This window comes from Pseudomonas sp. FR229a (assembly GCF_030209115.1).
GTDB lineage: Bacteria > Pseudomonadota > Gammaproteobacteria > Pseudomonadales > Pseudomonadaceae > Aquipseudomonas > Aquipseudomonas moraviensis_A.
The window spans coordinates 91,126-111,699 of the sequence record NZ_JARVSP010000013.1 but is presented as its reverse complement, the minus strand read 5'-3'; the positions used below and the strand labels follow the sequence as shown (position 1 = coordinate 111,699).

Sequence of the window (20,574 nt, the reverse complement as noted above, 5' to 3'; positions counted from 1 at the left end):
GCACGAGGTGCGATGCATGAACGGATTTCGACGGTTACTGGCTGCCAGCGTGGCCACCTTTGGTTTGCTGACGTCAGCGCAATCGCTGCAGGCTGCACAAGGGCCGATCCACTTTGCCGACCTGAACTGGGAAAGCGGCAGCCTGATCACCGAGGTGTTGCGGGTCATCGTCGAGAAAGGCTACGGCTTGCCGACCGATACCTTGCCGGGCACGACCATTACCCTTGAGACCGCGCTGGCCAACAACGACATTCAGGTGATCGGCGAAGAGTGGGCGGGGCGCAGTCCGGTCTGGGTCAAGGCTGAGGCAGAAGGCAAGGTCGTCGGCCTTGGCGATACCGTGAAAGGCGCCACTGAAGGCTGGTGGGTGCCGGAATACGTGATCAAGGGCGACCCGGCCAAAGGCATCAAGCCGCTGGCGCCGGATCTGCGCAGTGTCACGGATCTGAAGAAGTACAAGGATGTGTTCAAGGACCCGGAAAGCCCGGGCAAGGGTCGTTTCCTCAACAGCCCGATCGGCTGGACCTCGGAAGTGGTCAACAAGCAGAAGCTCACGGCGTATGGCTTGCAGGACGATTTCACCAACTTCCGCAGCGGCTCGGGTGCCGCGCTGGATGCCGAAATCAGCTCTTCGATTCGTCGCGGTAAACCGGTGTTGTTCTATTACTGGTCGCCTACGCCACTGCTTGGCAAATTCAAACTGGTGCAGCTGCAAGAGCCACCGTTCGATGCTGAAGCGTGGAAGACGCTGACCGACGCTGATAATCCCAATCCGAAACCGACCCGCTCGCTGGCATCGAAGCTGTCGATCGGCGTATCGACGCCATTCCAGAAACAGAATCCGCAAATTGCCGAGTTCTTCAGCAAGGTTGATTTCCCGATCGAGCCGTTGAACAAAGCGCTGGCGGATATGAGCGATAAACACACCGCGCCTCGTGAGGCGGCGGTGGCGTTCATGAAAGCGCATCCGGATGTGTGGCAAGCGTGGCTGCCCAAGGATGTGGCCGACAAGGTGACGGCTGATCTGAAATAACGCGAACAAAGTACCGCACCGCCGACCGGTCGTGCACCGGCAAAAAATCCGACTACGATGGTTTGTTCAAATCCCTTTGAAGGATTTCAACCATGACCTTTGTGTTGGCTCAATGGCTGGTGACGGTCTTCGCGGCAATCGGCCTGATGCACGTGTATTGGGCGTTGGGTGGGCAATGGGCGGCTGCGGTGGTGGTGCCGCAGGTGCCGGTGTCTGGCTTCGTCGCCACCGTGCGCCCAGCGTTCAAGCCTTCAGGCTGGCTGACTTTGTTAGTTGCCGCTGCGCTGTTGGTGATCGCGGCGCTGGTTTGCATGCGGGTCGGTTGGGGAGTGCCTGCGGTGCAGCACAAGGCACTGCAGTGGGTCATCAGCGCGATTGCGTTACTGATGTTTGCCCGAGCGATCGGTGATTCGAATCTGGTCGGTTTTTTCAAGGAAGTGAAGGATTCGCGATTCGCGCGGCTGGATACCTGGGTGTATTCGCCGTTGTGTGCGCTGCTGGGGGCGGGGTTGTTGGCGGTGGCCTGGGTCTGAGCTGATCCGGGATTTGCAACGACCCGACTGGCCTCTTCGCGAGCAGGCTTGCTCACACATGGCAACGCATCTCAAAAATGTAGGAGTGAGCCTGCTCGCGATGGCGGCGTCATAGCCACCGCCAAAATCTCAGCTTCCGCTCTCGGTCTGGCGGCTACTGACCTCAGCTGGCACATCATCCCCAGCCATGCGTTTGCGAAACAGCGCTGCCCGCGCCAGCAGCAACGTCGTCACCGGCACGGTGATCGCCAGGAGAACCGGAATCAGCCAGGCATGCACCACCGGCCCGGATTTCAGTGCTGAAAAGCAGATGATCGACGCCAGTGCCACACACCATGCCCCGATTGTCGAGGCTAGTGCTGGCGGGTGCATGCGCTGGAAGTAATCCTTCATGCGCAGCAACCCGGTCGCGCCCAGCAGGGTAAAAACGCCGCTCAGCACCAGCAGGACCGCCACCGGGATCTCGACCCATAGAGACAATTCGGCATTCATTCGATCACCTCGCCACGCAACAGGAATTTCGCCAGGGCAAACGAGCCGACAAAGCCGAACAGTGCGATCAGCAGCGCCGCTTCGAAGTAGGTATCACTGGCGTAACGGATACCCAGGGTCAGCATCATCAACATGGCGACGATGTACAGATAATCCAGCGCCAGGACCCGATCCTGAGCTGACGGGCCTTTGAACAACCGAACCAGGGTCAAAGCCATCGCCATACAGTACAGAAACAATGTCAGCAGGATCGCATTCGACAGTAATGGGCTCATTCGAAAATCTCCATCAACGGTCGCTCGTAAGTGCTCTTGAAGTGCTCGATGAATTGCACTTCATCGTCCAGATCCCAGACGTGCAACAAGAGAACGCTGCGATCCAGCGCCAATTCCGACCATACAGTGCCGGGCACCACGGTGCAGATCATCGCCAGTGCCGCCAAACCGTGGGCATCGCGCAGGTCCAGTGGCACTTTGATGAAGCATGATCGCGGTGGGCGGCGTCCGGCGTTGAGTACGCCCCAGGCGACGATCAGGTTGGACATGATCACGTCACGGCCGACCAGGAAGAACAGGCGCAGGATGGCCATGGGGTGACGGATGCGCGCGCGTTTAGGACGCAGCTTGCGCATCATCAGCGGCGCAGCGAACCCCAGAGCGGCGCCGAGCAGCAGGTTGCCCGGGCTGACCGACAGGTTCAGGGTCAGCCACAGAATCCACAGGGCCAGCGATAACCAGGGAGCCGGAAACAGTCGGTTCATTGCTGCACCTCGAGCATGTCGGCTCTGGCCTGCGGGCTCGGCACCGCGCGCGTGCCAAGGACGGCCAGCACATATTGCTGCGGATTGTTCAGCGCATCGGCCGTGGCCTGGGTGTAGCGCAGCAGCGGTTCAGCCTTGAAAGTCAAAGCGATGCTCAGCCCCAATAGCAGGAAAATCGGCGCGCATTCAAGTTTGCGCAGCAATGGCGATGGCCGTTCTTCCGGCGTCCAGAAGCGCTGGATACCGAGGCGCGAAAAGGCCATCAGGGAGGCCAGGCCGGTCAGGATCAGCAGGGCCAGCAATCCCCACGCGCCGGGAGACAGCGGCGCCTCGGTGCCAAGCCCCTGCGGGTTGAGCAATGCGCCGATCAGGCCGAGCTTGCCGATGAATCCGGACAGCGGTGGCATGCCGATGATCAACAGTGCGCAGGCAATGAAGCTCAAACCGAGAAACGCCATGGTCCACGGGATGACTTGGCCGACCACAGCTTTCTGCTCGTCGTCGAGGTTGATGCCCTTGGGCGGTTGCAGCGATTCCTGCGGACGCGGCAGCAGTTCGCTCTCGTCTTCCAGTGGGATTTCGTTGGCCGAGCGCGAGCGTTCGATCAGTTCAGCCAGCAGGAACAGTGCGCTCAGCGCCAGGGTCGAGCTGACCAGATAGAACAGCGCAGCGCCGATCAGGTTCGGCTGCGCGAAGCCGATTGCCGAGAGCAAAATGCCCGCCGACACCAGAATGCTCAGGCTGGCCATGCGCTCCAGACGCTGTGCGGCGAGGATCGCCAACCCTGCGCAAGCCATGGTCGCCATGCCGCCGTAGATCAGCCAGTCGCCGCCGAAGAAAGCCGAGGCGCCGGCCTGACCGGAAAAGAGGAGGGTCCACAGGCGCAGGAGGGTGTAGACGCCGACCTTGGTCATGATCGCGAACATCGCTGCCACCGGCGCGCTGGCCGAGGAGTAGGCCGGCACCAGCCAGAAATTCAGCGGCCACATGCCAGCCTTGGCCAGAAACGCTACCGCAAGAATCCCCGCCCCCGCATGCAGCAAACCACGATCGGCTTCCGGCACCAGCGGGATCTTCATCGCCAGATCGGCCATGTTCAGCGTGCCGGTCACCCCATAGATCAACGCCGCGCCGATGAGAAACAGCGACGAGGCCAGCAGGTTGATCGAGATGTAATGCAATCCTGATGACACCCGCGCGCGGCCGGATCCATGCAGCAACAGGCCGTAGGAGGCGGCGAGCAACACTTCGAAGAACACGAACAGGTTGAACAGGTCCGCCGTCAGGAAGGCGCCATACAGGCCCATCAGCTGAATCTGAAACAGTGCGTGGAAACTCGAGCCGGCGCCGTCCCAGCGGGCCATGGCGAAGAGCAGGGCACTGACGCCGATGATCCCGGTCAGCACCAGCATCAGTGCCGACAGGCGATCAACCACAAGGACGATACCGAACGGGGCCTGCCAATTGCCCGGCAGGTACACGCCGATGGAGCCGGGCACGCCAGTGGTCTGGGTCCATTGCAGCAGCATTACCGAAATGAACAGGCCGACGAGGCTGGAGAACAGATTGATTTTCGCCTTCAGCGGCCGGTGCTTCTCGCCCAGCATCAGCATGATCGCGGCGGTCAGCAGCGGCAGCAGGATCGGTGCGGCGATCAGGTGAGTCATTGCCATCATTCTTTAGGCTCCCGGCCGTCGACATGGTCGGTGCCGGTCAAGCCGCGCGAAGCGAGCAATACGACGAGAAACAGCGCGGTCATGGCGAAGCTGATGACGATCGCCGTCAGTACCAGCGCCTGGGGCAGCGGGTCGGTGTAGTGCAGCAGATCCTGGGTCACGCCGTCCTTGATCACCGGCTCTTTGCCGATGAACAGGCTGCCCATGCTGAAAATGAACAGGTTGACCGCGTACGACAGCAGGCACAGGCCCATGACCACCTGAAAGGTACGCGGCCGCAGGATCAGCCAGACCCCGGACGCGGCGAGAATGCCGATGGCGATTGCGATGACTTCTTCCATCAGACGGCTCCTTTGCTGGCGACGGACTTGGGCAGCAATGCTGTCTTGTGACCACGCACCGATTGGTGGGCGAGGGCGGTGAGGATCAGCAGCGTCGATCCGACCACTACGGCGTACACGCCGATGTCGAAGAACAGCGCGCTGGCGATATGGATATCGCCGAGCAACGGCACGCTGATGTGCCAGGTGTGGGTGGTCAGGAACGGATAGCCCACCAGCATCGCACCGAGACCGGTGGCGGTCGCGAACAGCAGCCCGGTGCCCATCCAGCGCAGTGGGCGCAGGCTCATCTGCGCCTCGACCCACTGGGTACCGGCAACCATGTATTGCAGAATGAAGGCGACCGACATCACCAGTCCGGCGACAAAACCGCCGCCCGGTTGATTGTGTCCACGCATGAACAGGTAGAACGACACCACCAGCGCGACAGGCAGCAGCAGACGGACCAGCACCGCCGGGACCATCATGAAGCCAAGTGCCGTGTCGCTGGCCGAGCGCGGGTTGACCAGATCGGTAACCACGTCCGATGCCAGCAGGCGCTGCTGCGCCGGCAACTGCAGGCTTTCCTTGGGCGGGCGGAAGCGGCGTAGCAGGGCGAATACGGTGAGCGCCACGGCGACCAGGACGGTGATCTCGCCGAGGGTGTCGAAGCCACGGAAGTCCACCAGCATCACGTTGACCACGTTGCTGCCGCCGCCCTCGGGCAGGGCGCGACTGAGGTAGAACGAGGAAATGTGGTTAGGCGTCTGTCGGGTGAGCATGGCGTAGGACAGCAGGGCCATGCCGGCACCGACGGCAACCGACAGCAGCAAGTCGCGCAGACGCCGAATCCGCGCCTTGCGCAGGCTGCCCGGCAATGGCGAAACTTCTTCGATACGTCGCGGCAACCAGCGCAGGCCAAGCAGAATCAACACCGTGGTTACCACTTCGACCGCCAGCTGCGTCAGCGCCAGATCCGGCGCCGAGAACCAGACAAAGGTCACGCAGGTCATCAAGCCACAGACGCTGACCATCGTCAGGGCGGCGAGACGGTGATACTTGGCTTGCCACGCGGCGCCAAGCGCACAGGCAATCGCCAGCAGCCACAGGGTCACGAAGACAATCGAACCGGGGATTTTCGGCCGGTCGCCCCAGCTCAGGCTGCTGTGCAGCATCGGGATCAGACCGGCGAAGACGGCGGCCAATACCATCAGAAAGAGCTGCATCTGCAAACGCTTGGTGCCGAGTCGACGCTCGACACGCCGGGCGATGCGCATCATTACGACCAGACTGCGCTCGAACAGCCGCTTGCCGTTGAAGCGGCCCACCAGCGGCGGGTACTTGAAGCGGCCGAGCTTGAACTGCTTGCGCAGCAGCAGATACAGGACGATGCCACCGGACATGGCGATCAGGCTCATGATCATCGGTGCGTTCAAGCCGTGCCAGATGGCGAGGCTGTATTCCGGCAACTCACCACCAACAACCGGCAGTGCCGCAGCGGCAAGCAATGGCCCGACAATCTGCGCCGGGAAAATCCCCACCAGCAGGCAGGTGAAGACCAGCAGCTCCACCGGCGCGCGCATCCAGCGCGGCGGTTCGTGCGGGGTGTGCGGCAGATCGGTAGCGGTGGGGCCGAAGAACACGTCGACGGTGAACCGCAGCGAATAGGCGACGCTGAACATGCCGGCGATGGTCGCGACGATCGGCAGACTGGTTTCGACCCAAGCGGTGGCGTTGATGAACACGGTTTCGGCGAAGAACATTTCTTTCGACAGGAAACCGTTGAGCAACGGCACGCCGGCCATCGAGGCACTGGCGACCATGGCCAGCGTCGCCGTATAGGGAATCAGTTTGATCAGACCACTGAGTTTGCGGATGTCCCGGGTGCCGCTTTCATGGTCGATGATGCCGGCGGCCATGAACAGCGAGGCTTTGAATGTGGCGTGATTGAGAATGTGAAAAACCGCGGCGACCGCGGCCAATGAACTGTTCAGCCCCAAGAGCAAAGTGATCAGGCCCAGATGGCTGATGGTCGAATAGGCCAGCAAACCTTTGAGATCGTTCTGGAACATCGCGCAGTACGCGCCGAGCAACAGCGTACAGGCGCCGGCACCGCTGACGATGTAGAACCATTCTTCACTGCCCGACAGCGACGGCCACAAACGTGCAAGGAGAAAAACCCCGGCCTTGACCATGGTCGCCGAGTGCAGATATGCCGAGACGGGAGTCGGTGCCGCCATCGCGTGGGGCAGCCAGAAATGAAACGGAAATTGCGCGCTTTTGCTTAGCGCGCCGATCAGAATGAGTGGCAAAAGAACGGGGTAGAGGGCATGTGCGCGAATCAGATCGCCGGCGGCCAGGACCTTGTCGAGGTCGTAGCTGCCGACGACATGGCCGAGAATCATGACCCCCGCCAGCAGGCATAACCCGCCGGCGCCGGTGACCATCAGTGCCATATAGGCACCGCGCCGCGCGTCGGCGCGGTGGTGCCAGTAGCCGATCAGCAAGAACGAGAAGAGGCTGGTCAGCTCCCAGAAAAACACGATCTGAATCAGGTTGCCAGAGATCACCAGACCGAGCATGGCACCCATGAATGCCAGAAAAAACGCGAAGAAACGCGGCACCGGATCGTCCGGCGACATGTAATAACGAGCATACAAAGAGACGAGTGTGCCGATGCCCAGCACCAGCATCGAAAACAGCCAGGCGAAGCCGTCCATGCGCAAAATGAAGTTCAGCCCCAGGCTGGGCAACCACATGAATTCTTCGCGGATGACGCCGCCGTGGGCGATTTGCGGGTACAGCATCGCGACCTGAACGGTGCCGATCAAGGCAACCAGGCCCGCCAGCAGCGATTCGGCATTACGCGCATTGTGCGGCAGCACAGCTGCCAGACAGCTGCCAATGAATGGCAGAAGCAGTAGAACTATCAGGGACATAGGCTTCTAATCTGCGGAAGTTTGTGAAGCATCATACGTGCCAGCTCCCCGATCACCAAACGCGAGGATGTCTCAGAATCCTACAAAGTAGTCTGGAATTTTGTGTTTAGCGTTGTTTCAGAGACGGATTTGATGCCGCAAAAGTCCTCACCGCGAGCAGCTCACTCCTACAATTTGCAACGCGTTCACCTGTAGGAGTGCGCCTGCTCGCGATAGCCATTTATCGTGCAAGGCAGATTCCCGATCTCAACCAAGCGTTTCCTGCTCCAGTTCATCCTGCGTTTGAACAACCTTACCCTTGGTCTTCAACTCACTGACAATCACCGCTGCAACAATCAACCCGGCCCCAACCAGCGCAATCGCCGGCAAACGCTCTCCGGCAATTCGTCCGACGATCCCGGCCCACACCGGTTCACCTGCGTAGATCAACGTTGCCCGAGTCGGTGAAACGCTCTTCTGCGCCCAGTTCATTGCCACCTGGATCGCCGCACTCGCCGCGCCCAGACCCAAAGCGGTTACCAGCAACAACCAGGAAAACTCCGGAATCACTTCACCGGTGGGGACTACCAGCAGGAACGACAACATCGCCGTGACCGCCAGTTGCACCACCGTCACCCGACGCACATCAACCTGCCCGGCGAAGGTGCTGATCAAAATGATTTCGGCAGCAATCGCCACGGCGCTGATCAATGTCGCAATTTCTCCGGGACTGAAGTTCAACGCCGCCCCCGAAGGGCCCGACAACAGCATCAGCCCGGTAAACGCCAACATGATCCCGATACTTGGCATCAGCCCCGGTCGCCGTCCCAACACCAGCCATTGCAGTAAGGGCACAAAAGGCACATACAGTGCGGTAATGAACGCCGACTGGCTGCTTGGAATCGTTTGCAACCCGACTGTCTGCAAGCCGTAACCGAGCATGATCGCCACGCCGATGAACGACCCCGCCTTGACCTCGAACACGGTCAACCCCCGCAAGTGACGCCAGGAAAACATCGCGACGATCGCCGCGGCCGCGGCGAAGCGCAGGCCGACGAAAAACATCGGGCCACTGACCGTCATGGCATGCTGCACAAGCAGAAACGTGCCGCCCCAGATCATGGTAATCAGCACCAGCACGCACTCGGCTTTGCTGAAGCGGGAGAAGCGGATGCGGGAAGAAGAATTGTTCGGCGACATCATGACCTTGCGCACTGTAAAAGAGAGGCCGCACAATGCCGCCAACGTTGCGCAGTATACTGCCCAACCCCACCGAGTGAGCAATATAGTGCACAAAGATTCGACTCAGCGAGCCTCCGTCCTGCAACACGTCAGCCAGAATGTCCGACGTCTGCGCCATGCTGCGGACATGAGCCAGGCCGCGCTGGCGGAAAAATCCGGGGTGAGCCGACGCATGTTGGTGGCGATCGAGGCCGGCGAGAAGAATGTCAGCCTGACCACGCTCGATCGCGTCGCCGAAGCGCTGGACGTGGCCTTCAGCGATCTGATTCAAGCCCCCGATGCGCGCGACCCGAGCCGGATCAACGAGGTTGCCTGGGCGGGCGCGATTACCGGCAGCAGGGCCGTGCTACTGTCCAAGGCCACCGCGACCCGCGAAGTCGAGCAATGGGAGTGGTGTCTGCAACCGGGCGAGGTCTACCCGTCGCAACCAGACGCCGATGGCTGGAGCGAGCAAATCTACGTATTCGAAGGCTGTTTGACGCTGATGCTCGGCGATCAGCCGCAGCACATCAATAAAGGAGAGTTTTTCATGTTCGCCAGCAATCAGCCGCATTCTTATCGCAACGATGGCGAAGTCGCAGCGTGGTTCGTGCGTAATGTGGTGATCTGAATGGAGCAGCCTGCGGACATCCTGATCATCGGCGGCGGGCTCAGCGGCACGATGCTGGCGGTGCAATTGTTACGTCAGCCTGGACAACGAAGAATTTTGATCGTCGAGTCGCGTACTGAACTGGGGCGGGGAGAGGCCTACAGCGCTGTCGAGTTGGGGCATACGCTTAACGGCAACGCGGCGCGGATGAGCGTCGACCCGGATAATCCTGACGATCTGACGCAGTGGTTGAGCGCGCATATTGCTGCTGGCGGCTGGCCGGAGTCGGCTGAGCAGGATGTGCCGGTCAGTGACCTGTTTCCACCTCGTGGGCTGTTCGGTGTCTACGTACAGCACCGGCTTGCAGAAGCCAGGGAAGTGGGTGCGCTGCAAGGTTCGACTGTCGAACACATCTTTGCCGAGGCCGTCGACCTGCAAGTTGATCCCGCTTCAGTGAAGCTCACCTTGAGCGATGGTCAGCTTTTGCAGGGTTCCCGCGCCGTCCTGGCCACCGGCATGTTCCCCGCCGCGCGCACGCCGCAGACGCAATCCACTGGACTCAATGCCGCCGCCCTCGATCCTTGGGATGTGGCGGCCATGCGCGATCTCGATCCGCAATCCACCGTACTGATCATCGGCTCCGGTCTGACCATGGTCGATGCCGTGGTGTCGCTGGAGCAAGCCGGGCATCGCGGGCCGATCGAGGTGTTTTCACGGCATGGGTTGCTGCCCCATGTTCGTCGGCAACCGCCAGCCTGGGTAGATTTTCTGGCGCAGGATCACAGCATCCGTACGCCGCGCCAGTTGCTGCGCGAACTGCGTCGGCACTGTCGCGATGCCATCGCCCAAGGCATCGATTGGCAGGCACCACTGGATACGGTTCGCGCGCATATTGGACGGCTCTGGAGTCAGGCGACTGACGTGCAGCGTCGACAATTCGTACGGCATGTACGGCCGTGGTGGGAGAGCCATCACCATCGCTCGCCGCCGCTGAGTGCCGAGTTGATCGAGCGGCTGAGTAAGGCAGGGCGCTTGCGCATTCATGCCGCTTCGTTCAAGGGGCTTGAGCCGGGCAGTGGCGATGCTGTGGCCATTCGCATCCGTCCTCGCGGTGAGACTGAAACACGCGTCGTGAGTGGTGCGGCGCTGATCAACTCCAGCGGCATCGAATACGACTGGCGGCGGGTTGCTCGGCCGTTGCCGCAGCAGTTGCTGGCGCGGGGACTGGTGCAGGCGGGGCCGTTGGCGCTGGGGATCGCCGCTGTGGACGGCGCAGTGCTGGATGCCGAAGGGCGCGTGAGTGCTCAGCTGTTTGCCATGGGCCCGCCGTTGCGCGGGATGTGGTGGGAGAGTACGGCGGTGACGGATGTCGCAGCGCAGGCTAAAGCGTTGGCTCAGCGGTTGGTGGATAGCCTGAGAGATTGATGCGTTCTTTCGGACTTCTTCGCGAGCAGGCTCGCTCCCACAGGGAGATTGAGGTTGTGAAAGCAATTTGCGCCACACCGCAGCCCCTGTAGGAGTGAGCCTGCTCGCGATAGCGGTGGTTCAGTCAATAAAAGCTGACTGATAGACCGCTATCGCGAGCAGGCTCACTCCTACATTCGTTGCGTGGTGCCTGAAGGTATTACGCAACCACCCGATAGCACGGCACATACGCCGCACCACCCGGCAACTTCATCCGGTGCTGGGCGACGAAGGCTTTTAGCAGTGCATCCAGCGGCTGCATGATCGCCGCATCACCACGAATCTGATACGGCCCGTGTTCTTCGATCAGGCGGATGCCCTTGTCCTTGACGTTGCCGGCGACGATGCCGGAAAACGCTCGACGCAAATTGGCCGCCAGTTCATGCGGTGGCTGGTCGCGGTGCAGTTTGAGATTGGCCATGTTTTCGTGAGTCGGATCGAACGGACGCTGGAAGCCCTCGTCGATCTTCAACAGCCAGTTGAAATGAAACGCATCGTTCCGCTCGCGGCGGAACTGCTTCACCGCTTTCAGTCCCTGGGTCATCTGCCGCGCCACTTCGGCCGGGTCATCGATGATGATCTCGTAATGCTGCTTCGCCGCTTCGCCGAGTGTTGCGACGACGAACGCATCCAGTTGCTCAAGATACGGCGCGGCATGCTTCGGCCCGGTGAGGATCACCGGGAATGGCAGACCTTCGTTGCCCGGGTGCATCAGGATACCGAGCAGGTAGAGGAACTCCTCGGCAGTACCGGCGCCGCCCGGGAAGATGATGATGCCATGTCCAACACGGACGAAGGCTTCCAGACGCTTTTCGATGTCCGGCAGGATCACCAGTTCATTGACGATCGGGTTTGGCGCTTCGGCAGCGATGATGCCCGGCTCGGTCAGGCCGAGGTAGCGACCGCCGTGAATGCGCTGTTTGGCATGGGCGATGGTTGCGCCCTTCATCGGGCCTTTCATTACGCCCGGGCCGCAACCGGTGCAGATGTCGAGGCTGCGCAGGCCCAGTTCGTGGCCGACTTTCTTGGTGTATTTGTACTCTTCGGTGTTGATCGAGTGGCCACCCCAGCACACCACGATTTTCGGCTCGACGCCCGGGCGCAGGGTGCGCGCGTTGCGCAGCAGGTGGAATACATAGTCACTGATGCCCTGGGAATTGCTCAGATCGATGCGCTGGCTGTCGAGTTCGTTCTCGGTGTAGACGATGTCGCGCAGGGCGCTGAAGAGCATCTCGCGGGTACTGGCGATCATCTCGCCGTCGACGAACGCGTCGGCCGGAGCGTTCAGCAGCTCCAGGCGCACGCCGCGATCCTGTTGGTGAATACGGATTTCGAAGTCTTTGTAGGCTTCGAGAATGGTCTTGGCATTGTCGACATGCGCGCCGGTGTTGAGGATGGCCAGGGCGCACTGGCGGAAGAGGGTGTAGGTGCTGCCGGATCCGGCTTCGCTCAGTTGTTGGACTTCACGTTGAGAAAGGGTTTCCAGACTGCCTTTCGGGCTGACCGAGGCATTGATTACGTGTCGTTGGGTCATGCAGTGATCCTTAAAACGATGCCATCCGTAACGCAGCGGCGGGCATCCGAATAGTGTGTATCCATGAATGAAGATGGCACGATCTGCGCTGTACCGCCATGTCCCCGTTGGACGCTGAAAAGATGAAAAGGAGCCCCAGCATAGCTAAAACCCGCTGCGATGCGATAATGCGCCGGCGAGTTTTTTCCGTTGCGCCTCTTGTCACTCAGGGAAGTCATTTTCGATGTTCGAGATTCAGCCGATGGACCCCGCTACCTTTCGCCAGCAGACCCGCCGCAGCACAGTCATCATCGCGGTGCTGTTCCTGCTGCTGGCGATGCTGTTTTCGTCCGTCGCGGTGGCAATGTTCGGTGAGCCCGACGGGGATAATCTGCGATTCAATGTTGGCGGCGTATTCGTGGCGTTTCTGCTGACGGCAGCGCTGTTGCGCGGGCGGTTCTGGCATCAGACCTGGATGGCGCCGGCGGTATACGGCTGGCGCCTCAAGCGCAACTTGATGAGCATCACCAATGTGATGCATCAGGTGACAGCGGCGGTGCAAAGCGATGATCCGACGGCGATGAAGGTGTTGCGTTTCTACCATTTGGGATTGCTGCAGATGCACGAGCTGGACGGCAACTCGAGCGATCACGGCCAATTGCGTGACGAAGTCGAACAGCATAAGGCGCGGATGCAGGCGCAGGGCCTTGATCCACACCAGCCACGCTTCGATCCGCAATGGCTGGAGACATTGAAACCGGCCTCGCGTTAAAACGGAATGCGCCGGGCGCGGCGCAGTTTCCACGAGCGCAGCAGTCGCGCGTAGACGATCAGGTTGATCGCCAGTACCACGCTGCCGAGCGCCAGTTGAATCTGCGGGGTCAGACCTGCCGGGTAGATGATCGGCCAGATGTAATGCTCGATGAAGCCGCCGGCGTATTCGGTCTGCCCGGCCGCGTGGCGCATCAGGTTTTCCCAGTAGGTCAGCGGGCAGGTCAGGTGCAACACCTCGACCGCCACGCCCCAGGCTGCCGCTGGCAGGTGCAGCCACATCAGCCGTGGCCAGCGCAGCACCAACAGCCCGCCGAGCAGGACGAAGAGGATGAAACTCAAGTGAAACAGCACCAGCCCGTCGGCGGCGATTCGGTACAGCATGGCGTCTTCCTGACGTGAAGATGAATGGCGCTATGGTACGCCGCGCGAGACAAAATTCCTTGGTGAATTCGGATCAGGAAAAGTGTTCTACCCTTTAACAATGATCAACTTGTTCAGAGGTGAGATGCACATGGCGAACGAGCAAACGCGTCCCGATGAAGATGAGCCGACAGAGGCCGAGATCGAGCGGCAGAAGAGAAGGGAGGAGAAAACCTGGAAGCATGATGACAGCCGCGAGCTGTCGGAGCGCGATCAGGAGCGTCCTCTGAAGCCTTGAACGACGCATACGAAGAGCCCCGCATCAGCGGGGCTCTTCGCGTTTCAGAGGTCTTCCAGCTGCGTGAAGTCCGGGTATGTCGCTCGATACCCCAACGTTCGATCGATCCACGCATTGAGCTCATTGACCATCACCGGCGGATGGCCGGGGTAACCCTCGAGGGTGCTGCGCAGGGTGCGTTCGATGTCGGGCACGCTGTGCAGGTTTCGGGTCTTGATGTAATGGCCGATAAAACAGTCGAGTTCCAGGCGTTCTGTCTTGGACAGATGGACACACTTCAGGCCGCTGACCTGTTTGATTGCAAAATCGTCGCTCACTTATTTCTCTGCAAGGCTTGAAAGTTGTTGATGGATTCCTGATCTCTTTGACTCTTTGGTCAACTGGTATACCAATCGGAAAGGCGGCGCGCATGCTATCCGCAGCGCGAGAAAATGTATGTATGACAGTCGAAATGTCAGACAGGCGGTTGATTCGCTCAAACGGCTGTTTTATCGAGGCTGTTTCGCGGTTGAAACACTTTTTGTAACGCTGAGGAATCAATGCAAGGCATGTTCGGATAACGCGCCGAATCGGTAGATATTTAGTCGATCCTTCGTTCAACTGCTCGCCCGCCAGTCTGCCTCGACGGTGCGCAATACCGTGATTACGTTATGCAAAATTAGAATTTAAAAATTAAATTCAAGAGCGTTATGGTCTATGCAAATCTCAATTGCAGGACTCGCCATGAAGCTGTCTCGTTTCCTACGCCGCTCGCTGACCATTGCCTTGTTGACCTCGCCATTGGCCTACGCCGCGGAGCCTTTAGTCCTGCACGTCGGCGATCAGAACTACTACAACATCCGTGCTTCGGTCGAAGCCTCAGGTGTGTTGAAAGACGCGCCTTACACAGTCGACTGGAAACACTTCCAGGCTGCCGCGCCGCTCGCTGAAGCGTTGCAAACCGGCTCGCTGGATCTGGGTTTTCTCGGCGATTCCGGTTTCCTTTTCCTTGCTGCCAAACAGGCACCAGTGAAACTGATTGGCGTATCGCGGCAGAACCCCGACACCATTGCCTTACTGGTGCCCAAGGATTCGCCGGTGAAAACCATCGCCGACCTCAAGGGAAAAAAAGTCGCTTACTGGCCCGGAGCCTGGAGCCAGCAACTGACCTTGCGCGCTCTGGAGCAGGGTGGTCTGCCGGAAAACTACGTCGACTTCGTCAAGCTGATGCCGATCGACGCGGCCGCCGCTTTGCCGCAGGGCAGCATCGACGCCTTTCCGGTGTGGGAACCGTATATCTCGCAACAGATCGTGTTCTCTGGCGCTCGGCCGATCCTGACGGCGAAAAACCTGATGCCAGGGCTGAGCGCCATCGCGGCTTCGACTCCCTCCATCGACAGCAAGCGTGCGGCGATTGCTGATTTTCTCGGACGATTGAAACAAGCGCGAGCCTGGGTTGATCACCATACCGACGAGTACGCTGACCTCTGGGCAAAAAAGGCCAACCTCGATCAGACGGTCTCGCGGCATTGGTTGCGCCAGGCGCACATGAGCGTCGGACCGGTGGATCAGCAGGCGGCAGCGGATCTGCAGAGCACGGCGGACTTCCTGTTCAAAGTCAAAGCACTGCCCGCACCTCTGGCGACGGCAGGCATCATCGACACTTCGTTTCAACAAGCCTTGACTCACTGAAAACCAGCATCGGAACCAAACCCTGTGTACCTTATCCAACCTGCGCTCGCTGGCAGCAGCGCAGGAAAGGACAAGGGCGAGGGAGTTTTGCCATTGGACAACACGACGGCTATCGCCGGACTCAGGGCGAAACATGACTTCCGGATGCAAACTTCTCTGTGCTGCGCTCGTCGCGTTCGGTCTGGCCGGCTGCATCGCCGCGCCGGTCGAAATGACCGCGCAAACCGAAACCCGTCTGCAGGCCCGGGCACCCGTACGTTTTCTCCTGACGTTCGATGATGGCCCCAGCGCTTCAGGTTTGTGGAATCCCACGGCCACGGTGCTCGACAGCCTCAAAAGCAACGCTGTGCAGGCAAACATCAAAGCCGTGTTTTTCGTGCAGACCCGGGCGCCTCGGGCAGGTGACAGCGAGATCGGTCGCAGCTTGATGCGTCGTGAACACGCTGAGGGGCATATTCTGGCCTTTCACACCGCGACTCACTGGCACACCAACCATCGCTCGCTTGATCCGCAAGAACTGGAGCAGTCGCTGACCGAGGGCAGCGCCGACATCGCAGCTATCACTGGAGCGCCGCCCAAGCTGTTGCGCCCGCCATTCTGGAACTATGACAAACGCACATTCACGGCCTACCAGAAGCACGGCTTGCAGGTTTTGCTCACGGATCTCAGCGCCAATGACGGCAAGGTCTGGGGCTTCAATGCCAGTCCCCGGCGTCGCGCGAATATGCTGCGGCAGTTGTCCGAAGTGCGCGAACGCATCGCCGTTGGGCAATTGCCGACGGTGGACGGTGTGATTCCCGTGGTGGTGACGTTCCATGATCTCAATCGCTACACGGCGCGTCACACCCGAGAATATCTGCAGATTCTGCTCGATAGCGCGGCGGCAACCGGCGTCAGACTGGCGGACAAGCCGTTCTACGACGATCAGGCCGCGCTGGAAAAAGCTGCGCTGGCGCGTACTGTCCAGCAAAGCGCTGAACCGGTGAATCTGCCCGGAATGTGGAACTGGATCTGGGATCACGACGCACATTGAGTGGCGTAAGTAATCTGTGATCGGCTTGGCATTTTCGGGCCGGGCAATGAACACTTCCTGCATCTAAGCTCGTTGGATCGATTCCGCCTGCGAGGCGTCCGTCCATGCTTGCCATTGCCGATATTTGTCGCATCGTCGAGTCAGGCTTCCCTAACTACAAATGTGATTGCGCGCCAACGGCGCAGGGGTTGTTGCGCATCGAGGTGTATGAGCCGGGCAGCGGGCGTGTTGAACTGTTGCTGGATGGCGTTTCTCCCGAACATCTGGTGACCATCCGGGACATTTCCAATTTCATCGCTGAGTTGCGCACTGAAATGAACGCGGGACGCCGGGCTTTCGCCGGCTGACTTTATAAACGCCGTTGAAAGGCCTGCACGATGCGCCGCGTGGCGTCGTTGGTTTCGAGATTGTGCACGGCATCGAGCGGAAACCAGATGCAATCGACGATTTCGTTCTGTGGGCGGACATCGTCGATGTTGACCACTGAGGCCTCGTAAACGTGATGCCGCGTGCTACCGGACCGCAGGTCCATCAAGTACAGCACTTCATCGGCATTCAGCCCGGTTTCTTCCTGCAACTCGCGCACGGCAGCGGCCGCGCGGGTTTCCCCGCGCTCGACCTTGCCGCCGGGCAATGACCACGGATGACGGGGTTTGCGCACGAGGAGGATGTGACGGTCCTGCTCGCAGATGACGGTAGCGCGTACTTTCATGGATGCCTTGCTGGTTGTTGTCATAAAACTGTAATTGAACTGCAATATTCGAGCCGTGCGCGGGTTTAAAGGTTCCCGTTTAATTGGGAACCTTCTGCATGGGGGAAAGTGCCGGCCTATTGACATTGAGGGGCGCGACATCCGGTTTACACCGCAGCGGGGACCCGGTGTAAGGTGAACACGTACACCGAAAACACCGTTGGCAAAAAGGAGGTGCTCATGAGCATTCCAATGCTGAACAAGCTGCACATGAACGGTTATGACGTGCTCAGTGTGAACAACGGCCCCTGGCGGGTCTGCACGCAGGGCGACCGATTGGCGTCATTCACCAGCAGGGAGGAGGCGATGGCCTATGCGGCGGCGCTTCCCGGCTATAAAAAACGCTCCAGGCCGGTGCAGAGTCACAAAGTCGGTTGACATGTAGTCATGAAGCCCCGGTTGCGACCGGGGCTTTTTTGTTGAAGCAGGCGCATCGGCGTCAGTGGATTTTGGATCGGCTGATGGTCCGGGCTTTTACCTCCTTGGCATAACCTTGCAATCTTTCCTCGTCGCTTTGCAGGATTTCGCAAGAGCGCAAAACGGTCTGGGCGTCTGCCTCGTTACCCGATTTGCGCAGCTGTTCAGCGATGCGCTTGAGGTCGACTGCCGACCATCTCAGGTCGGACGCCACGCTTTGCAGATCCCGTTGAAGTTCGTGTTCGTATTCATTGAGCCGCATGATCACCTCCAGAACATTCTCGGTAGAAAAGAGTAGTCGCATTTTTCCAGATGCAACCGGGTCATCTGACGCTCGGCTGAACCGATGTAAAAAATTGTCCGTTCGCCGATAACGGCGGGGTGCCACGATGGATGTGCACGCGGTTAAACGGTACATTCGCTTTTTTTCAGATCAGGTAAACAGCATGCGCGTATGGATCGGCACTTTGGCATTGGCCCTGTTGACGGGTTGCTCGTTACCAGCATCGTTGGTGCCGGGCGAGCCAAACCTCAGCAAGACCAGTGACAAGCCTCCCAGAGAATATGCGGCATGTTTGTTACCGTTGTGGCAGAAGGACGTCGCCAAGACTGCGCAGACGTCGATTTCCAACGGCTATCGAATTACCGCGCCGAGCATTATCACGGCGGATGAGATTCTCGATATCGTCAAGTACAAGGACGGCAGCAAAGTGTCCCTTTACCAAGGGCCGCCATGGGCCAAGTCCGGGTCGCTGCGCCAATCGGTGCGTGACTGCCTGTAGCCACGCATCTGATTCACAGCAAAGGCAGACACCGAATCCCCGGTGTCTGCCTTTTTTCCTGGATGGAGATCCGTTAATTGCCAGCAATGGCCTGTGACAGTTGTCCGCAAGGCGCTGCAGGATCGTGAACTAGGCTTCGAATGTCGGCCCGTGACGGGATCGGCATAACGAAAAGGAGCCTCGGATCATGGATGATCTGGTCAAGGAAATCATTCCGCTGTTGCAATACCTCATCCCCGGGTTTCTATCGACCTGGATCTTCTATTCACTCACCGTGTTCAAACGGCCAGATACATTTGGTCAGATCGTACAGGCGCTGATATTCACGTTTGTGATTCAGGGCGCGGTGTTGTCGGTGGGCAATCTCTGTCTGTGGATCGGCTCGAAGGGGTTTTCATTAGGGCGCTGGGATGATCGGGCGCAAACGCTCTGGGCATTTGTGTTTTCGCTGATGCTGGGATTGTTTGCCTGTTACCTGGCCACGAATGACAAATTGCATGGCTGGTTACGCCGGCGAAACGTCACGAAACAATCTTCTTATCCGAGTGAATGGTTCTGCGCTTTTGCCCAGTTCGACCGGTTCATAACCCTGCATTTACATGACGAGAGGCGCGTGTTTGGCTGGCCGGTCGAGTGGCCGTCCGAATCCAGTTGCGGGCAGTTCGTGATGCAGAATCCACGTTGGGTCAATGAGGATGGCAAGTCGACGCCTTTTGGTGCAGAAATTTTGCTGATAGATTCCGCGCAAGTTAAGTGGGTTGAATTCAGCCCGATATCAGAGGGTTCATCATGACGACCGCAAGAGCGCCGCGACCAATGCCAGAGAAATACGAACGCCTTTTCACAGGGCCTGACGGCAAACCGCTGGAGGAGCCGTTGATCAAGGCACCGAGCGCTCCACCTCCGCTCAAATACCGGTTGCCACGATAATTTTCAGCCCCAACCCTCCACCACCGCCCGGCGAATCGCCTCCAGCAACATCGCGAACGCCGGGTTGTCATTGTTCTCCCGCCAGATCAGATGCAGCTCGCTCTGCACCCCTTCGCCGAGATCGATCTCGCGAAACACCACATTCCTGAACACCACGCTGGTCGCGCAACGCGGTACCAGTGCCAGACCCATGCCGGCGTTGACCAGCGCCAGAATCGTCAGCGAAGACCCCAGCCATTGCACGTAATCCGGTGCCACCCGCGCTGAACGCAGCGTGCCGGTCAACAGTTCGTTGAACGGCGGATAAGCTTCATGGGAGTACATCAGGAACGGTTGTTTATCCAGATCAGCGACTGACACTTCAGCCGCGTTTGCCAGCCGATGCCCGCTCGGTACCGCGAGCACGAACGGCTCGCGCACCAGGCATTCGGTGGCATAGCCCGGTTCCTGCAATGGCGCTCGGGCGATGCCCAAGTCGATACGGCGAGCCCTCAACGCCTCGTGTTGCTGATAGGTGTTCATCTCTGCCAGATCGATCTTCACTTGGGGCTGCTTGAGTCGCGCTTCGGCGATCACCTTGGGTAGAAACTCATACACCGCGCTGCCGACGAACGCGATGTTCACCGTACCAATATCGCCCTCGGCAAACCGGCGTGCGGTGACCGCCGCTTGCTGTGCGCGCTCCAACAGATTCTGCGCTTCAACGAAAAACGCCCGGCCCGCAGCCGTCAGCGCAACGCTGCGGGTGCTGCGGGTGAACAGCTCGACGCCAAGGTGATGTTCGAGCAATTGAATCTGCCGACTCAACGGCGGCTGGGTCATGTTCAGGCGTTCGGCGGCGCGGCGAAAGTTGAGTTCCGTGGCGACCGTGGTGAAACAGCGCAGTTGGGTGAGTTCGAACATTGATCTAATCCGGGTATCAATCGAATGCCAGTTTAGATTAGACGGGATCAATGCGCGGCGTCCATGATCGGCTCATCGCTTCAAGCCATCCCTAAAAAAACAAGATCGGGAGTCG

At 59.5% G+C, this 20,574-nt stretch carries 25 protein-coding genes; 12 read left to right on the top strand and 13 right to left on the bottom strand.

Annotated features, from left to right (window positions below; translation table 11 throughout):
* Positions 1–16: 16 nt before the first annotated feature.
* Both QRN33_RS12235 and QRN33_RS12230 read left to right on the top strand, forming a co-directional pair.
* Positions 17–1,033 (top strand): ABC transporter substrate-binding protein, encoded by a 1,017-nt coding sequence (locus QRN33_RS12235; RefSeq protein WP_064363489.1) that lies wholly within the window; start codon positions 17–19, stop codon positions 1,031–1,033.
* A gap of 92 nt (positions 1,034–1,125) precedes the next feature.
* A complete protein-coding gene (locus QRN33_RS12230; RefSeq protein ID WP_064363488.1) occupies positions 1,126–1,566 on the top strand; it encodes a DUF3995 domain-containing protein in 441 nt (146 codons plus the stop codon).
* Positions 1,567–1,695: 129 nt separating this feature from the next.
* Here QRN33_RS12230 and QRN33_RS12225 read toward each other — a convergent pair whose 3' ends face one another.
* From QRN33_RS12225 to QRN33_RS12195, 7 genes are all read right to left on the bottom strand, one after another.
* Complete coding sequence (locus QRN33_RS12225; RefSeq protein WP_064363487.1) at positions 1,696–2,058, bottom strand: Na+/H+ antiporter subunit G; 363 nt, start codon at positions 2,056–2,058, stop codon at positions 1,696–1,698.
* Positions 2,055–2,333, bottom strand: a complete 279-nt coding sequence (locus tag QRN33_RS12220) for a K+/H+ antiporter subunit F (protein WP_042606712.1) — start codon at positions 2,331–2,333, stop codon at positions 2,055–2,057. Before QRN33_RS12220 ends, QRN33_RS12225 begins: the two co-directional genes overlap by 4 nt.
* Positions 2,330–2,818, bottom strand: coding sequence for a Na+/H+ antiporter subunit E (locus QRN33_RS12215; RefSeq protein ID WP_285408750.1), 489 nt, complete (start codon positions 2,816–2,818; stop codon positions 2,330–2,332). Before QRN33_RS12215 ends, QRN33_RS12220 begins: the two co-directional genes overlap by 4 nt.
* Complete coding sequence (locus QRN33_RS12210; RefSeq protein WP_285408749.1) at positions 2,815–4,494, bottom strand: monovalent cation/H+ antiporter subunit D; 1,680 nt, start codon at positions 4,492–4,494, stop codon at positions 2,815–2,817. Before QRN33_RS12210 ends, QRN33_RS12215 begins: the two co-directional genes overlap by 4 nt.
* Positions 4,491–4,835, bottom strand: coding sequence for a Na+/H+ antiporter subunit C (locus QRN33_RS12205; protein ID WP_016775082.1), 345 nt, complete (start codon positions 4,833–4,835; stop codon positions 4,491–4,493). Before QRN33_RS12205 ends, QRN33_RS12210 begins: the two co-directional genes overlap by 4 nt.
* Positions 4,835–7,753: a monovalent cation/H+ antiporter subunit A gene (locus tag QRN33_RS12200; protein ID WP_285408748.1), complete on the bottom strand. Its 2,919-nt coding sequence runs from the start codon at positions 7,751–7,753 to the stop codon at positions 4,835–4,837. The genes QRN33_RS12205 and QRN33_RS12200 overlap by 1 nt, the downstream gene beginning before the upstream one ends.
* A 246-nt stretch (positions 7,754–7,999) precedes the next feature.
* Positions 8,000–8,935: a DMT family transporter gene (locus tag QRN33_RS12195; protein WP_285408747.1), complete on the bottom strand. Its 936-nt coding sequence runs from the start codon at positions 8,933–8,935 to the stop codon at positions 8,000–8,002.
* 85 nt (positions 8,936–9,020) lie between these two features.
* Here QRN33_RS12195 and QRN33_RS12190 point away from each other — a divergent pair, with 85 nt between their 5' ends.
* Positions 9,021–9,584, top strand: coding sequence for a helix-turn-helix domain-containing protein (locus QRN33_RS12190; RefSeq protein WP_065616148.1), 564 nt, complete (start codon positions 9,021–9,023; stop codon positions 9,582–9,584).
* Entirely contained in the window at positions 9,585–10,988 is a 1,404-nt protein-coding gene (locus QRN33_RS12185; RefSeq protein ID WP_285408745.1) for an FAD/NAD(P)-binding protein, read from the top strand.
* Between the two features lie 199 nt (positions 10,989–11,187).
* Here the strand turns inward: QRN33_RS12185 and ppnN are convergent, their stop codons facing one another.
* A complete protein-coding gene (ppnN, locus tag QRN33_RS12180; protein WP_042606719.1) occupies positions 11,188–12,561 on the bottom strand; it encodes a nucleotide 5'-monophosphate nucleosidase PpnN in 1,374 nt (457 codons plus the stop codon).
* 223 nt (positions 12,562–12,784) lie between these two features.
* Here ppnN and QRN33_RS12175 point away from each other — a divergent pair, with 223 nt between their 5' ends.
* Complete coding sequence (locus QRN33_RS12175; RefSeq protein WP_252872975.1) at positions 12,785–13,312, top strand: DUF3087 domain-containing protein; 528 nt, start codon at positions 12,785–12,787, stop codon at positions 13,310–13,312.
* Here QRN33_RS12175 and QRN33_RS12170 read toward each other — a convergent pair.
* Entirely contained in the window at positions 13,309–13,695 is a 387-nt protein-coding gene (locus QRN33_RS12170; protein WP_042606721.1) for a DUF2784 domain-containing protein, read from the bottom strand. The two genes, QRN33_RS12175 and QRN33_RS12170, sit on opposite strands and share 4 nt — an antisense overlap.
* Positions 13,696–13,825: 130 nt before the next feature.
* On the opposite strand from QRN33_RS12170, the gene QRN33_RS12165 reads away from it, so the two are divergent.
* Positions 13,826–13,972 carry a hypothetical protein gene (locus tag QRN33_RS12165; RefSeq protein ID WP_165839201.1) on the top strand — a complete coding sequence of 49 codons (147 nt, stop codon included), beginning with the start codon at positions 13,826–13,828 and terminating at the stop codon, positions 13,970–13,972.
* 44 nt (positions 13,973–14,016) lie between these two features.
* Here QRN33_RS12165 and QRN33_RS12160 read toward each other — a convergent pair whose 3' ends face one another.
* The gene (locus QRN33_RS12160; RefSeq protein ID WP_042606722.1) at positions 14,017–14,289 is read right to left on the bottom strand and encodes a hypothetical protein; all 273 of its coding nucleotides are present in this window, start codon (positions 14,287–14,289) and stop codon (positions 14,017–14,019) included.
* A gap of 406 nt (positions 14,290–14,695) precedes the next feature.
* Between QRN33_RS12160 and QRN33_RS12155 the strand changes: the two genes are divergently transcribed.
* From QRN33_RS12155 to QRN33_RS12145, 3 genes are all read left to right on the top strand, one after another.
* On the top strand, positions 14,696–15,643 hold the full coding sequence (locus QRN33_RS12155; RefSeq protein WP_123419350.1) for an ABC transporter substrate-binding protein: 948 nt from the start codon (positions 14,696–14,698) through the stop codon (positions 15,641–15,643).
* Positions 15,644–15,776: 133 nt separating this feature from the next.
* Positions 15,777–16,676, top strand: coding sequence for a polysaccharide deacetylase family protein (locus tag QRN33_RS12150; protein ID WP_285408743.1), 900 nt, complete (start codon positions 15,777–15,779; stop codon positions 16,674–16,676).
* A 104-nt stretch (positions 16,677–16,780) separates the two neighbouring features.
* Complete coding sequence (locus QRN33_RS12145; RefSeq protein ID WP_285408742.1) at positions 16,781–17,023, top strand: DUF1652 domain-containing protein; 243 nt, start codon at positions 16,781–16,783, stop codon at positions 17,021–17,023.
* A gap of 2 nt (positions 17,024–17,025) precedes the next feature.
* Here QRN33_RS12145 and QRN33_RS12140 read toward each other — a convergent pair whose 3' ends face one another.
* Positions 17,026–17,388, bottom strand: a complete 363-nt coding sequence (locus QRN33_RS12140) for an NUDIX hydrolase (protein WP_042606726.1) — start codon at positions 17,386–17,388, stop codon at positions 17,026–17,028.
* Between the two features lie 219 nt (positions 17,389–17,607).
* On the opposite strand from QRN33_RS12140, the gene QRN33_RS12135 reads away from it, so the two are divergent.
* A complete protein-coding gene (locus tag QRN33_RS12135) occupies positions 17,608–17,805 on the top strand; it encodes a DUF2188 domain-containing protein (protein ID WP_065616154.1) in 198 nt (65 codons plus the stop codon).
* 61 nt (positions 17,806–17,866) lie between these two features.
* On the opposite strand, the gene QRN33_RS12130 is transcribed toward QRN33_RS12135, so the two are convergent.
* A complete protein-coding gene (locus QRN33_RS12130) occupies positions 17,867–18,106 on the bottom strand; it encodes a hypothetical protein (RefSeq protein ID WP_042606728.1) in 240 nt (79 codons plus the stop codon).
* Between the two features lie 184 nt (positions 18,107–18,290).
* On the opposite strand from QRN33_RS12130, the gene QRN33_RS12125 reads away from it, so the two are divergent.
* Positions 18,291–18,626, top strand: a complete 336-nt coding sequence (locus tag QRN33_RS12125) for a hypothetical protein (RefSeq protein WP_064363476.1) — start codon at positions 18,291–18,293, stop codon at positions 18,624–18,626.
* 187 nt (positions 18,627–18,813) lie between these two features.
* A complete protein-coding gene (locus tag QRN33_RS12120) occupies positions 18,814–19,419 on the top strand; it encodes a DUF6338 family protein (RefSeq protein ID WP_285408741.1) in 606 nt (201 codons plus the stop codon).
* A 140-nt stretch (positions 19,420–19,559) separates the two neighbouring features.
* Here the strand turns inward: QRN33_RS12120 and QRN33_RS12115 are convergent, their stop codons facing one another.
* On the bottom strand, positions 19,560–20,459 hold the full coding sequence (locus QRN33_RS12115; RefSeq protein ID WP_064363475.1) for a LysR family transcriptional regulator: 900 nt from the start codon (positions 20,457–20,459) through the stop codon (positions 19,560–19,562).
* Positions 20,460–20,574 lie beyond the last annotated feature (115 nt).